We start from the raw sequence: 13816 nt of genomic DNA on the forward strand, positions 1-13816 counted from the left end.
TTGTTACTTAGTAACAGTATTTTGCTGTGCATTTAAGCGGTCGTCAAAAATATCTGTGATCTGAGTTGTAAGCCGGAGTAAAACCCGATGGCCGCGACCTGTCGCGGGCGGGCGGTTTGCTATGCTTGACTAATAATTTCAAGTGACACCATTACAGAAGGTGATATGACTCTGGATCCACAACCTGCTCCCGCGCTTTCCGCTTCGCAACGTCGCTGCCACGTGTTGCTGATGCTGTACGCGCCGCTGACGGCTGTGCAACTGGAGATTATCAGCGAAATCAACCGGGTTGACCTGCAAACGACGTGGGACGATCTGGCGGAAGTCACCTGCGAGATCCAGCGGATACACCGGCTGGACGTGCTGCAATACAGCGAAAAAGAGTGCCGCATTCAGGGTGACACCCTCGCCCAGCGCCTGTGTCTGTTTCAGGGATTACGCCGCACCCTGCGGATTTCCCCAGATTTTGTGCCGCGTCATTTTCTGCCCTGGTTACATATTGCGTTCGAAGGCCAGCCTTGCCCAAAGGTGGTACTGCGCACCGATATTCTGGGGATCATGATCGAAGATTGCGCCTCGCTGTTGCCGAAAGGGCTGAGCGAGCACGATTGCCAGCTGATACGCATTTGTTTGCAATATTGTCTGTGGCAGAACGGTGCATGGCAAAGCGCGCCGTCCAGCGGCCTACGGTTCACCGAACAACAGCGTCGGTGGCTGCGCGAAAAAGCGGAGTATCCGGCGGCGCGAACGCTGTTTACGCAGTTGCAAACCCTGAGTCACGGCCTGCTCGATGACAGCGAGTGTGAGTTTTTCACGCTGATGCTACGCATGCTGAAAACGCACAGCTACCAGAGTTCCGGCTCGACTGAAGATCGGAGATTGCTGCTGCAAATCGAAAATCTGGTGGCGCGCTTTCAGGATGTCGCTGGCATGAAGTTTAGCAGTCACGAAGGTCTGGTCGGCCAGCTTTTCGCCCATCTCGGCCCGGCCATCGAGCGCTGTCATTTCGGTATTGGTATCGACAATTTAATGCAGGAAGAAGTGAACCGGATGTATCCGCGTCTGGTACGAACCACCCGCGAAGCGCTGGAAGGGTTTGAGCAGGAATATCTGATTCAGCTCTCTGAAGATGAAATCGGGCTGGTCGCGATCACGTTTGGTGCCTGGCTGATGCAGGGTAATGCGTTGCAGGAAAAGCAGATCCTGTTACTGACGCACGATAATCCGGCGCTGGAAGAGGCGGTCGAGCAGCAAATCCGTGAGGCAACGCTGCTGCCGCTGAACATCAAATATCAGACGCTGGCTGATTTCTATAAATTCGGTGCTCCGAGCGGCGTGGCGATGATTGTCACCCCCTACGCCACCCGCAGCACCGACGCCGATCCGCTGGTGATCCACACCCAGCTGCCGCTGGCGAAAGAGCAGCGAAAACGTATTCGCTCGCTGCTCGAAGCGCCTTAACGGACAGGTGCGGCCGGTGCGGAAGGCGTGACTTTAGGGCGCAGGAAAATCGCCGGCACCGCCAGCAGTGCCATCACCCAGAACAATCCGGCATGCAGGTGTTCAAACAGGAAGCCGGACACCATCGTCATAATCGCCACCCCGCCGCCCATTGCCAGTGCAGAATACACCGACTGTAAGCGAATCACCTGATCGCGCGGCCGTGCTGCAATAAAACGCATTCCCGCCAGATGACAGACAGTGAACGTGCCGCAGTGCAGGATTTGAATCACAATCAGCCACGGCAGCGCGGTAAATTCGCCCATCAGCCCCCAGCGTACCACGCCGCACACCGCCGACAGCAGCAGCAGATCGCGCGCCGACCAGCGGCTGAACAGTTGTTTGCTAAAGGTAAACACCAGCACTTCCGCCACCACGCCAAGCGACCATAAATAGCCGATAGTCGTCGAAGAATAGCCGACGTCCTGCCAGTAGATGGCGCTGAAGCCGTAATAGGCTGCATGCGCCCCCTGCAACAATGTGACGCATAGCAGGAATCGCCAGACCGGCGTTTCGCCCAGCAGCGCTTTCCAGGTGATGGTCGCCGCGCCGCTCTGGCGCGGCTCCCCCACCGGCTTCACGCTCGGACGCAGTAACATCCCGAGCAGCATCGCCGCCACGCCTGCGGTCAGCGTGTATAAAATTGCGTTATGGCCGTAGACTTCTACCAGTTTTCCGGTCAGCGCCGAGCCAATCACAAACGCAATCGAGCCCCAGACGCGCACTTTGCCGTAATCCATATTGATCTGACGTTGCAGCGTGCCCGCCAGCGCGTCGGTCAGCGGCACCAGCGGCCCGAAGAACAGGCTGAAACCGGCGATGTTGATCATCAGCCACGCCCAGCCGTTGCCGAACCAGAAGCCGACGGCGAAAGCCAGTGTGAGCAAGGCCAGAATGCGCAGCCCGGTTATCAAATGAGAGGGGTCTTTGATGGAAGGAGAAATGATTAACGTGCCAAGGAAGCGTGCGACTAATCCTGCGCCGAGCAGCAGGCCGATATTTTCGGAAGAAATCCCCTCGCCTTTAAGCCATAACCCCCAGAAGGGAAGAAAAATACCGTAACTGAAAAAATAGGTGAAATAACTGAGTGACAGCCAGCGTGTGGAACGCAATTCCATAGATCCTCCGGTGTGAGGCCAATACTTTGACAGAGCTCACAATCGCTAGCAATCCGCAAACCTCTCCATAACAAAAGAATGTCTGCCAGCTCACAAATTCTGATTCATACGTATAAAAAAACCCGCCGAAGCGGGTTTTAGCACCTGACGGTTACCGCAATATTATGCGTAAACCGGGAAGCGTGCACAGATGTCGAGAACTTTGTTTTTCACGCGCTCGATAGTTGCTTCATCGTTCACGTTGTCCAGCACGTCACAGATCCAGCCAGCCAGTTCACGGACTTCGGCTTCTTTGAAGCCGCGACGGGTCACAGCCGGAGTACCGATGCGTACGCCAGAAGTCACAAACGGGCTCTTCGGATCGTTTGGTACGCTGTTTTTGTTCACGGTGATGTTGGCGCGACCCAGAGCGGCATCAGCTTCTTTACCGGTCAGGTTTTTGTCAACCAGATCCATCAGGAACAAGTGGTTGTGCGTACCGCCGGAAACCACTTTGTAACCACGTTCCAGAACCACGGCAACCATCGCCTGTGCGTTTTTCGCCACCTGCTGTTGGTAGACCTTGAATTCAGGTTCCATCGCTTCTTTCAGTGCTACCGCTTTCCCGGCAATCACGTGCATCAGCGGGCCGCCCTGACCACCAGGGAAGACGGCGGAGTTCAGTTTTTTATAGAACTCTTCGCTGCCGCCTTTCGCCAGGATCAGACCACCGCGTGGGCCAGCCAGCGTTTTGTGTGTGGTTGTGGTGACGATGTGCGCGTGTGGAAGCGGATTAGGGTAAACGCCTGCGGCGATAAGACCAGCAACGTGTGCCATGTCGACGAAGAAATAGGCACCAACGCTGTCAGCGATTTCACGCATTTTGGCCCAGTCAACGACACCTGAGAACGCGGAGAAGCCCCCGATGATCATTTTGGGTTTGTGCGCTTCGGCCTGACGTTTCACATCTTCGTAGTCGATATCGCCACTTTCGTCGATACCGTAAGGCACCACGTTGTACAGTTTACCGGACAGGTTTGCCGGTGAGCCGTGCGTCAGGTGACCGCCGTGACCGAGGTTCATCCCCAGAATGGTGTCGCCCGGTTGTAACAGTGCGGTGTAAACCGCAAAGTTCGCCTGTGAGCCGGAGTGTGGCTGAACGTTAGCGAAATCAGCACCGAACAATTCTTTTGCACGGTCGATAGCCAGTTGTTCAACGATATCGACGTACTCACAGCCGCCGTAATAGCGTTTGCCAGGGTAACCTTCGGCATATTTGTTGGTCAGCTGCGAGCCCTGAGCTTGCATAACACGCGGGCTGGTGTAGTTTTCTGACGCAATCAGCTCGATATGTTCTTCCTGACGAACAACTTCTTTTTCCATTGCTGCCCACAGCTCAGCATCATAATCGGCAATGTTCATTTCACGCTTTAACATCCGCATCTCCTGACTCAACAAACTAAAAATAAACGCCCCTCACGGGTTCTGCGCCACAGTGTAAATGTTTAAGCGGGCTTCGGATAGGGGCTGTTTGAGGTTTTTAGGCAAACGATTGGCTCCAGATACAGCAAGGCTTTGATCTGCGAACCTCTGTCCATAATCAAGGGAGTTTTATTCACATGATCATGTACAAATTTCAGCTTTGTGAGCCATCCCTCACCCGATAATAGACCTACTCCTTTAGGGGGGTTTACAGAAATTGTGGGTTTATATAAGATGCATTTAAAATGCATGTTATAGAGTTAAATCAAAATGACACGGAGTTCACTATGCTAGATGCCCAGACTATCGCAACCGTTAAATCCACAATTCCCTTGCTTGCCGCGACCGGCCCGAAGCTCACCACGCACTTCTATGATCGTATGTTCGCCCATAATCCTGAGCTGAAAGACATCTTCAATATGAGCAATCAGCGCAATGGCGATCAGCGTCAGGCGCTGTTTGACGCCATCTGCGCTTATGCCGCCAACATCGAAAATCTCGCCGCACTGCTGCCTGCGGTAGAACGTATTGCGCAGAAGCACACCAGTTTCACTATCAGCCCGGAACAGTACAACATTGTTGGTACACATCTGCTGGCGACGCTCGATGAAATGTTCAGCCCGGGTCAGGAAGTGCTGGATGCGTGGGGCAAAGCCTACGGGGTGCTGGCGAACGTGTTCATCAACCGTGAAGCAGAAATCTATCAGGATAGCGCTGAGAAAACCGGAGGATGGAGCGGCACTCGTGAATTCCGTATCGCCGAGAAACATCCGCAAAGCAGTCTGATTACCTCTTTCCTGCTCGAACCGGTCGATGGCCAGCCGGTAGCTGACTTCCAGCCGGGGCAATATCTGGCGGTGTATATCCGCGACGCCTCGCTGGAGAATCAGGAAATTCGTCAGTATTCCCTGACGCAGGCACCAAACAGAAAAAACTATCGTATCGCGGTGAAACGCGAAGATCAGGGCGCGGTATCGAACTTCCTGCACAACCACGCTCAGCCTGGTGACATCATCCACCTCGCCGCACCGCACGGTGATTTCTTCATGGATATTGGCGAAACCACGCCGGTCGCGCTGATTTCTGCCGGTGTCGGCCAGACGCCGATGCTGGGAATGCTGAATACACTGGCGCTGCGCGGGCATAACGCCTCTGTCCAGTGGCTGCACGCTGCCGAAAACGGCGCAGTTCATGCTTTCGCCGGTGAAGTGAAAAGTGCCGGTGCGCGACTGCCGCTGCTGGAAAACCACGTCTGGTATAACCAGCCGCAGGAAAGTGATCTCCCGGGCGAAGATTTCCAGTATCGGGGACTGATGGATTTAAGCAAAGTCAGCGCGCAACTGGCCGATCCGGCAATGCATTTTTACCTGTGCGGCCCGGTCGGGTTCATGCAATTCGCCGCGAAACAGTTGCTGGCGATGAACATCAGCGAAGACAGAATTCACTATGAATGTTTCGGCCCGCACAAAGTGATCTGAATCTGAAAGGCTTTAAAGCAAAAAGGCTGACGCAATGTCAGCCTTTTTCGTTTCTGCTCCGTACGGCGGATCAGATCGCTTCTTCGTCCTGCTCGCCGGTACGGATACGTACCACACGCGCCACGTCAAACACGAAGATTTTACCGTCGCCGATTTTACCGGTCTGCGCGGTAGTCATGATGGTTTCCACGCAGGTATCCACGATGTCATCCGCCACCACAATTTCGATTTTCACTTTTGGCAGGAAATCGACCATGTATTCAGCACCACGGTACAGCTCGGTGTGACCTTTCTGACGGCCAAAACCTTTCACTTCGGTGACGGTCATCCCGGTAATCCCGACTTCTGCCAGTGCTTCACGGACGTCGTCGAGTTTGAATGGCTTAATAATCGCATCGATCTTTTTCATGGCGGACCCTTATTATCATTCGTTTGCTCTCCGCCTTCCTGAGCGGCAGCATGGTTCACAATCTGGCTTCGCAGGCGCGTGGCGTACGAAGGGGCTAAAGGTATCATAGTTCAGGGGCGGGGATGTACCCGATGGCGCTGATATTCTTTACAGTCTTTACTCTTTAAAATCGGTCGCTTCCAGTTCGTGGCGCGACAGCAATTTATAGAACTCGGTGCGGTTACGCCCGGCGATACGCGCCGCCTGTGTGACGTTACCTTTGGTGATCTGTAAAAGTTTACGCAGATAATTCAGCTCGAACTGATTACGCGCATCGGCAAATGTCGGCAATGCGGTGTTCTCCCCCTCAAGCGCCTGCTGAACCAGCGCTTCACTGATCACCGGCGCAGAGGTGAGCGCGACACATTGCTCGATCACGTTCACCAACTGACGCACGTTCCCCGGCCAGCTGGCCGCCATCAGGCGTCTCAGAGCATCGGTGGAAAAACTGCGCACAAACGGCTTGTGCCGCTGCGCCGAGATGCGCAGCAAATGGTTGGCGAGCAGCGGAATGTCTTCCGCCCTTTCACTGAGCGTCGGTAATTTCAGGCTGACGACATTCAGACGGTAAAACAAATCTTCGCGAAACTCGCCCTTCTCCATCGCTTTCGGTAAATCACGATGGGTGGCAGAGATAATGCGGACATCGACATCAATATCACGATTGCTGCCGAGCGGGCGCACTTTGCGCTCCTGCAATACGCGCAGCAATTTCACCTGTAATGACAGCGGCATATCACCAATTTCATCAAGAAATAACGTCCCGCCGGTTGCCGCCTGAAACAGCCCTTCCCGGCTGCTGACCGCCCCGGTAAACGCGCCTTTGGCATGGCCGAACAACTCGGATTCCAGCAGCTGTTCCGGCAGCGCACCACAGTTGATGGCGATAAACGCTTTCTTACCGCGCGGGCTGGCACCGTGGATCGCCTGCGCCAGCACTTCTTTTCCGGTGCCGCTCTGGCCGTTGATCAGCACGCTCACGTCTGACTGCGCGACCATATTGGCCTGTTCCAGCAGACGCAGCATGACCGGGCTGCGGGTGACAATTGCCTCCCGCCAGCTTTCATCCGCCGACGGACTGGAGTGCGCCAGCGCCTCATCAATGGCTTTATAGAGCGCATCGCGATCGACAGGCTTGGTCAGGAAACTGAACACGCCCTGCTGGGTGGCGGCGACCGCATCTGGGATCGAACCGTGCGCGGTGAGAATGATCACCGGCATACCCGGCTGAAATTTTTGAATCTCCGCGAACAGTGCCATGCCGTCCATTTCGTCCATGCGCAAATCGCTCAGCACCAGATCGATACGTTCACGGTGCAGCACACGCAGGGCTTCGGCACCGCTTTCGGCGGTGGTGACACGGAAACCCTCGCTGGTCAGGCGCATGCCCAGCAGCTTTAACAGGCTGGGATCGTCATCGACCAGCAATAAACTGGCAGCTTTTCGTAGCGTCATTTTGCGTTCGGATCCTTAGGCGGCGTGTAAGTCTCAGCCGGTTTTACGGAGGATTCAGAAGCCGGTTTCGCCGGTGTTGCGGGATCGTTATCCGGTAAATCACCCTGAATTTGTTTGCGCGAGGAGAGCTGACGTTCGATATCAGTCAGGTTTTCAAGCTTACGACGCGTATCCGCCAGACTATTTTCCAGTGTCTGCTGCTGTGCAGTCATCGCCTGAAGCTTTTCTTCATTTGCTGACTGCTGGCGGAGATTGCGGGCTTTTTCATCCCCCAGTACCACCTGCAAATTCTGACGTTCGCGCCACAGCTGTACCAGCGGGCGGATCGATCCTGGCATCTGGCCGCGATTCTGACTGACTTTATTCAGTAAGGCGCGGCGCTGCGGCAGATCAGGTTCGGCACTGGCTAACAAAATGCTTTGCTTGAAAATCTGATCCCAGCTACTGGCGGGGATCTGCTGCGCCTGAAAACGCGCCTGCGCGTCGCTCAAGCGATCGGCACAATCCATCGCACGCAACCAGTAGAGTGAATTGGTCAGTGCGTCGTCATCGTCCAACGCCCAGAGGGTCTCACAGGGCGCAATACGAAAATCAGTCACTTTGCTTTCAGGAACAACACTACTGGAAACTTGCTGATAATAGCGGTTGTCGGCGGTGTGCTGCACGCAGCCCGCCAGTACCAGTGCGGTACCGATCGACAAAAATCGGCGAACAGATTTAGTCAGTAAGGTGAATGCGTTCATTGGTCGCACCCGCCAGCAAATATCGTCATTATTTTTTCTTCTCAGCCGTCAGGGGCAATTCGATACGAAAACAGACGTCCGCATCCTCAACGGCAACCAGTTGCAGCTCTCCATGCATACGACGAATACAGTCCTGAGCAATGCTCAACCCCAGACCGCTGCCTTTTACAGCCCCTTTTCTCTGCTGGCTACCCTGATAAAAAGGTTCAAAAATCATCGCGCGCTCGGCGTCGGGGATCGGGGCTCCGGAGTTCGCCACCTCGATAATCACCCGCTCTTCACCATACCGGCTGCGGACCCAAATAGTACCGGATTCAGCCCCGTAGTGCACCGCATTGGAATAGAGATTATCCAGCACCCGCCGCAGCAGCGTCGGTTCGGCCAGACACTGTGGCGCATCAATAATCACTTCACTGCGGATTTTCTTCGCGCGCGCAGGCAGACTGTTGGCTGCCACCACGTCGGTGACCAGCGCTTTAAGATCGACAGCCACACTGAGCGTTGGCGCATCCGCCAGTTTACGGTTGTAATCGAGCAACTGTTCGATGAGCGTCTGCAAATGGCGACTGCTGTTGTTTAAGATCGCCACCACTTCTTTCTGATCCGGCGTCAACGGTCCGGCGACTTCATCGGCGAGCAGTTCGGTGCCTTCACGCATACTGGCGAGCGGGGTTTTCAACTCATGAGAGATATGGCGCAGGAATTCATGACGCTGCGATTCCAGCCACGCCAGTCGTTCACTCAACCAGACAATACGCTGCACCAGCGAGCGGATTTCACGCGGGCCTTTAAAAAGCGAAACATCCCCCAAATTTCGTCCCTCACCCAGCCGGTTGATCATACGTTCAACCCCTTTCACCGGACCGATAATCATGCGGGTAAACAGCACCACCAGCGCGCCGCTGAGCAGGAATAACACCAGCGCCTGCCAACCAAAGAACTGGCCGCGCTCCGCAATTTCTCGTTGCAACTGTAAACCGCGTGAAAACACCACTTCGCGGGTGGCCTGTACCATTTCAGCATTGGTGCGCGAGAAATTCTCCAGCCGCGCTGAGGAATCGTCATCCGGCGAGTTGTTGTCGCAAACCGGCGTTGTCAGTTGGGTCAGCAACGTGCGAAGCGTCTGGTAATAACGTAAATCCGGCAACACAGAAGAATGGGCATCCAGTAACTGCGAATATTGTTTGCGTTGATTTTGATAAAGGCGGGAAAGCGTCGGATCGTCTAGGACACAGTACTGACGGTAGCTGCGCTCCATTTCCAGCGCGATGCTGGACATGGCTTCGCTGCGACGGGCATCGCTTAGCGTAGTGCGGTTAATCCGGGCAGCCTGACGGCTGAGCTGGTCGAGACTGTCATAGGCCTGATAAGCCAGCACCAGCAATGGCAGCAGGACTAACAGGAAAGCCATCAATACCAGCTGGCGTAAAGAACCGGGGAATAAACGTCCTCTTTTCAACGCATTCATCTCATTTTCAACAGATGAAGTCATGCTAGCTGACAAAGGTTTGAACAGCCAGTGCCGCAGCGAATCGTCTTTAAGGATTTAAGAAAACAGGAAATTTCAGAGGGGTGGTATTGCAGAACATCCATCAGGATGTTCTGCAAACCGGAAGAGGTGGTGCCTCACTCAACGTGTCGTTCGATGCTTGATAACGTGCTTGCGCAACGATTATCGGTCTGGTGAACGATAGGCACCGTTTCTTAGGCGTCATTCGGGCATTATGAGCATATCAACGCTTTCGCGTGAGCCAATCATAATCAGGTGAATGAGCAACTGACATGATTCTAGCATGAAGCATGCCAACATTTAAATAATAATCATATCACTTTGAATATTATTGTTTTTTATTTAAAAATGATTTTTATGCTTAAAAAGCAATCACGGCAAGTCGTTGTAAAAACGACCAAGGTGTCGTCAGAAAACAACACTAACCACACTTATTATTATATTTATTTAAAATCAATGATTTAAATGTCCCCAAATGGAGACACCCTTTTTCGCGATTGTCGTCATTTACTGACAGTTTGGGATCAGTGTTCGCTAAACCCGAGAGAGTTTGGCGTCGGCACAGGCTGTTCGCAGTCGATCGGATTATCCACTTTGGCCGGATCGCACTGAGTGGCCTGCTGCGGGATAAATATATGATCAAGGATCGCCCGCGCCGTCGGCCCGGCGACAACGCCATCGCCTCCGCCATTTTCCAGAATCAGCGCCATCACCACCGAAGGATGTTTATACGGCGCGAACGCGGTATAGAAGATATGGTCACGCAGTCGAACCGGGGTCATTTTGGCGTTGTAGACCTGATTCTCGCGCAGGCTGAATACCTGAGATGTCCCGGATTTCGCTGCGATCTGATAAGGCGCGGTGTGGAACAGCTTATAACCAGTGCCGTTCGGCAGATTCGCCATACCAAACATGCCGTTTTTGACGATGCCCCAGATTGGCGATTTCGGATCGGCAATTTGCTGCGTCGGCGGCATTTTATACGGCGTGATCGTTTTGCCACTTTTTGACGAATACAGCAGATGTGGCGTTTCCAGCTTACCGTTATTCACCAGCGCACTCAGCGCCCGCACCATCTGAATCGGCGTCGCGACCCAATAACCCTGCCCGATACCCACCGATACCGTATCGCCCTGATACCAGCCCTTCTTGTGAACCTTCATTTTCCACTCACGGCTTGGCAGGACGCCGTTATATTGCTCGTCCAGATCGATGCCGGTAGATTTGCCGTAGCCGAATTTGGACAGCCAGGTGTGAATACGGTCGATGCCCATTTCAAATGCCACCTGATAGAAGAAGGTATCAGCTGATTCTTCAATAGCTTTGGTGACGTTGAGCATACCGTGGCCGGTTTTCAGCCAGTCGCGGTAATGGCGCTGCGTGCCTGGCAGCGTCCAGGTCGGCGCGCCGAAGAAAGAGGTTTGTGGCGTGATAACACCTTCAAACAACGCCGACGTCGCCATAAACGGTTTTACCGTCGAGGCCGGTGGATACAGTCCCTGCGTCACGCGGTTGATGAGTGGCAGATCCGGATTTTTCAGCAGCGCGCTGTACTGTTTACGAGAGATACCGTTCACAAACGGATTCGGATCGTAACTTGGGCTGGACACCATCGCCTTGATGCCGCCGTCGCGTGGATCCATCACCACCACCGCGGCACGCTGGCCTTTCAGCACTTTTTCGATGTACTGCTGCAAACCGAGATCCAGCGTCAGATAAATATTCTGCCCGGCCTGCGGAGGGACTTCTTTCAGCAGACGCACCACGTGGCCGTGGTTATCGACCTCCACTTCCTGATAGCCGGTTCGGCCATGCAAAATATTTTCGTAATACTTTTCCACGCCCTGCTTGCCGATATCGTGGTCTGCCGCGTAGTTTTCGGAAATGCCTTCAGCGTCGAGGCGCTTTTCATCTTTATCGTTAATCTTCGAGACATAACCCACCACATGCGCCAGTTCCGCGCCATACGGATAACGTCGCTGCTGATAAGTACTGATCGAGACGCCGGGGAAATTAAACTGGTTTACTGAGAATCGCGCGACTTCAACATCGGTCAGCGCCAGCTTCAGCGGGATCTGCGCAAAGCGGCGACCGTGGATCATCGCGTCGTGGAAACTGTCGAGATCGTCCTGGGTCAGATCGACAATCGGTTTAAGCGCATTCAGCGTTGCCTGCAAATCCGGGACTTTTCCGGGGATCATCTGCAACTGATACAGCGTGATATTTTGCGCCAGTATGACGCCGTTGCGATCCATAATCAGCCCGCGGCTGGGGGCAATCGGCAGCATTTTAATGTCGTTCTGATTGGAGCGGGTCTGATAAAAATCATGCATTCCCACCTGTAAATGATACAGATTGAGCACCAGCACGGTGGACAACAGAAACACGACCATAAAAGCAATCACGGCGCGGCGGACGAAAAGGACGGACTCGGCGGTATGGTCGCGAATTTCGTCATTAAGTAAGGCCATAATCGGGCAACTACCTTTATTGTCTGCTTTTAAAGCGGGCGAAATGAAAAAGAGTGGAGTCTGGAAAAGTGCGAAAGGATAGCCCGCCCTGCAACAGGCGACTATAAGAAGTGTGCTAATGAAGTAGCAGGAGTGTTTCTATTTATTGCAGGCTTATTGCAGACATCGTGCAGTGCGTGGCGGATCCAGCCAACGCACTTGCTTCCTGAAAGCCAGCGCCATTTATTTGGCGGTATTGAGTTTACAATCCCCGTAGACGTAACCTTCGGTCTGGGTAGCGACGACAAAGCTGTCTTTCGTGTGGATATACATCAGGTTATCCTGCGCGCCCGCTTTCATCGGCTGATTGTCTTGGCCGATAATGTCGGTCAGTTCAGGGCTGGTGATCAGTTTGCTACCATCCGGTGAAAAGCTAAACGTATTGCCCGCATCATAAACCGCCGCGTTTTTATTCACGACTTCAGAGACATCGCTGCCATCATCTGACTGCGTATGATGGGTTAAAACACATTGATATTGCGTAACAGCCGATGCTGAAAACGACGCCAGCGCCAACATCACCGCCACACAACCGCCTGACCTGACCATCAGATAAATCCATAAAGTGAGTAAGAACGCCATGCTAACACTTGCCCGCCCAGTGGGAAGAGCCTGCAAATAAATATTCATATGCAGAATGTCTTAAGCCAAATTACTTCTCATAAATAATGGGTTTCTAAACGCTCATCTAATGACTCGTTTTTTATACAGTGTTTAAGAAAAAACCTGCTTATAATCCGCACATTACTGTCTTATAAAAACAAAGGATTGAGATGAGATCTTTCAAAGTACCCGGGGCAAACTTCTATTTGCGTTACCACGAACTCTCAGGGCTTGGTGTTCCGCTGGTGTTTATACACGGTCTGGGTTGCGCATCATCTTGCGATTTTCCACGCGTGGCGACCGATGCATCACTGCGCCCGCGCCGTTCCTTCCTGCTCGATTTAGCCGGTTCAGGTTTCAGCGATAAACCACAGGGTTTCAGCTACAGCCTGCAGGCCCATGCTGACTGCGTAATCGCCTGGCTGGAAAATCTTGCCGTACCGCAGGTGAATCTTATCGGCCACAGCATGGGCGGCAGCATTGCGATCATGGTCGCGTCCCAGCGTCCGGATCTCATTCAGCGGCTGATCGTCGCCGAGCCAAATCTGGATGCCGGTGGCGGCGCGTTCAGTCGCGCTGTCGCGAAATATTCTGAAGAAGACTATCTCGACGAAGGGCATGCGCGTCTGATTGAGATCGCGGTGCGTGGTGATGATCAGGTCTGGGCGGGTTCGATGGCGGTCGCTTCACCGCTGGCAATCCATCGTCAGGCCGTCGGTCTGGTCAATGGAGAAGCACGCTCGTGGCGTGAGCAGCTTTATCAGCTGGAAATGCCCGCCACGGTATTATTCGGTGAGTTCTCCCTGCCGGAGCCCGATGTCGCGATTCTGCCGCAGCACGGCATTCACACCGCGGTTGTCCCACAGGCTGGCCATTCGATGATGTGGGAAAACCCAACCGGCGTGGCCGCGGCGATCAACACGGCGCTGAATGCCGAAGTAGTGTGAGTCACTTAGTTTGGATGAATAACAGGGGGCAATTTCCTGCCCC

Annotated in this window: 11 protein-coding genes; 3 read left to right on the forward strand and 8 right to left on the reverse strand. The window is 53.7% G+C overall.

The window, feature by feature from the left end:
* Positions 1 to 165 precede the first annotated feature (165 nt).
* Complete coding sequence (csiE, locus tag AC0Z7K_RS18170) at positions 166 to 1461, forward strand: stationary phase inducible protein CsiE (RefSeq protein WP_485615402.1); 1296 nt, start codon at positions 166 to 168, stop codon at positions 1459 to 1461.
* Here csiE and AC0Z7K_RS18175 read toward each other — a convergent pair.
* Together AC0Z7K_RS18175 and glyA are read right to left on the reverse strand one after the other, a co-directional pair.
* Positions 1458 to 2618: a 3-phenylpropionate MFS transporter gene (locus AC0Z7K_RS18175; RefSeq protein WP_485615404.1), complete on the reverse strand. Its 1161-nt coding sequence runs from the start codon at positions 2616 to 2618 to the stop codon at positions 1458 to 1460. The two genes, csiE and AC0Z7K_RS18175, sit on opposite strands and share 4 nt — an antisense overlap.
* 162 nt (positions 2619 to 2780) lie before the next feature.
* Complete coding sequence (gene glyA, locus AC0Z7K_RS18180) at positions 2781 to 4034, reverse strand: serine hydroxymethyltransferase (RefSeq protein WP_413529114.1); 1254 nt, start codon at positions 4032 to 4034, stop codon at positions 2781 to 2783.
* Between the two features lie 332 nt (positions 4035 to 4366).
* On the opposite strand from glyA, the gene hmpA reads away from it, so the two are divergent.
* Positions 4367 to 5557: an NO-inducible flavohemoprotein gene (gene hmpA / locus AC0Z7K_RS18185; RefSeq protein ID WP_485615406.1), complete on the forward strand. Its 1191-nt coding sequence runs from the start codon at positions 4367 to 4369 to the stop codon at positions 5555 to 5557.
* Positions 5558 to 5627: 70 nt separating this feature from the next.
* On the opposite strand, the gene glnB is transcribed toward hmpA, so the two are convergent.
* The 6 genes from glnB to AC0Z7K_RS18215 form a co-directional block, all read right to left on the reverse strand.
* Complete coding sequence (gene glnB, locus AC0Z7K_RS18190) at positions 5628 to 5966, reverse strand: nitrogen regulatory protein P-II (RefSeq protein WP_013574351.1); 339 nt, start codon at positions 5964 to 5966, stop codon at positions 5628 to 5630.
* A 156-nt stretch (positions 5967 to 6122) separates the two neighbouring features.
* Positions 6123 to 7460, reverse strand: coding sequence for a two-component system response regulator GlrR (gene glrR, locus AC0Z7K_RS18195; protein WP_485615407.1), 1338 nt, complete (start codon positions 7458 to 7460; stop codon positions 6123 to 6125).
* Positions 7457 to 8203 carry a two-component system QseEF-associated lipoprotein QseG gene (gene qseG / locus AC0Z7K_RS18200; protein WP_485615408.1) on the reverse strand — a complete coding sequence of 249 codons (747 nt, stop codon included), beginning with the start codon at positions 8201 to 8203 and terminating at the stop codon, positions 7457 to 7459. The genes glrR and qseG overlap by 4 nt, the downstream gene beginning before the upstream one ends.
* A gap of 28 nt (positions 8204 to 8231) precedes the next feature.
* Positions 8232 to 9671, reverse strand: a complete 1440-nt coding sequence (locus tag AC0Z7K_RS18205; protein ID WP_485615410.1) for a sensor histidine kinase — start codon at positions 9669 to 9671, stop codon at positions 8232 to 8234.
* A 566-nt stretch (positions 9672 to 10237) separates the two neighbouring features.
* Entirely contained in the window at positions 10238 to 12184 is a 1947-nt protein-coding gene (mrdA, locus tag AC0Z7K_RS18210; RefSeq protein WP_485615411.1) for a penicillin-binding protein 2, read from the reverse strand.
* Between the two features lie 222 nt (positions 12185 to 12406).
* Entirely contained in the window at positions 12407 to 12805 is a 399-nt protein-coding gene (locus tag AC0Z7K_RS18215; RefSeq protein ID WP_413529108.1) for a hypothetical protein, read from the reverse strand.
* A gap of 191 nt (positions 12806 to 12996) precedes the next feature.
* On the opposite strand from AC0Z7K_RS18215, the gene AC0Z7K_RS18220 reads away from it, so the two are divergent.
* Positions 12997 to 13773 carry an alpha/beta fold hydrolase gene (locus AC0Z7K_RS18220; protein WP_485615412.1) on the forward strand — a complete coding sequence of 259 codons (777 nt, stop codon included), beginning with the start codon at positions 12997 to 12999 and terminating at the stop codon, positions 13771 to 13773.
* The last annotated feature ends 43 nt before the right edge of the window (positions 13774 to 13816 follow it).

This window comes from Rahnella sp. 1L-D-7-B-C2 (assembly GCF_057290995.1).

Bases quoted from the DNA above. Each gene is read 5' to 3' on its own strand.
- glrR (WP_485615407.1), bottom strand. From the start codon at position 7,460: ATGACGCTACGAAAAGCTGCCAGTTTATTGCTGGTCGATGACGATCCC.
- qseG (WP_485615408.1), bottom strand. From the start codon at position 8,203: ATGAACGCATTCACCTTACTGACTAAATCTGTTCGCCGATTTTTGTCG.
- AC0Z7K_RS18175 (WP_485615404.1), bottom strand. From the start codon at position 2,618: ATGGAATTGCGTTCCACACGCTGGCTGTCACTCAGTTATTTCACCTAT.
- mrdA (WP_485615411.1), bottom strand. From the start codon at position 12,184: ATGGCCTTACTTAATGACGAAATTCGCGACCATACCGCCGAGTCCGTC.
- csiE (WP_485615402.1), top strand. From the start codon at position 166: ATGACTCTGGATCCACAACCTGCTCCCGCGCTTTCCGCTTCGCAACGT.
- AC0Z7K_RS18215 (WP_413529108.1), bottom strand. From the start codon at position 12,805: ATGGCGTTCTTACTCACTTTATGGATTTATCTGATGGTCAGGTCAGGC.
- glnB (WP_013574351.1), bottom strand. From the start codon at position 5,966: ATGAAAAAGATCGATGCGATTATTAAGCCATTCAAACTCGACGACGTC.
- glyA (WP_413529114.1), bottom strand. From the start codon at position 4,034: ATGTTAAAGCGTGAAATGAACATTGCCGATTATGATGCTGAGCTGTGG.
- AC0Z7K_RS18220 (WP_485615412.1), top strand. From the start codon at position 12,997: ATGAGATCTTTCAAAGTACCCGGGGCAAACTTCTATTTGCGTTACCAC.
- AC0Z7K_RS18205 (WP_485615410.1), bottom strand. From the start codon at position 9,671: ATGAATGCGTTGAAAAGAGGACGTTTATTCCCCGGTTCTTTACGCCAG.
- hmpA (WP_485615406.1), top strand. From the start codon at position 4,367: ATGCTAGATGCCCAGACTATCGCAACCGTTAAATCCACAATTCCCTTG.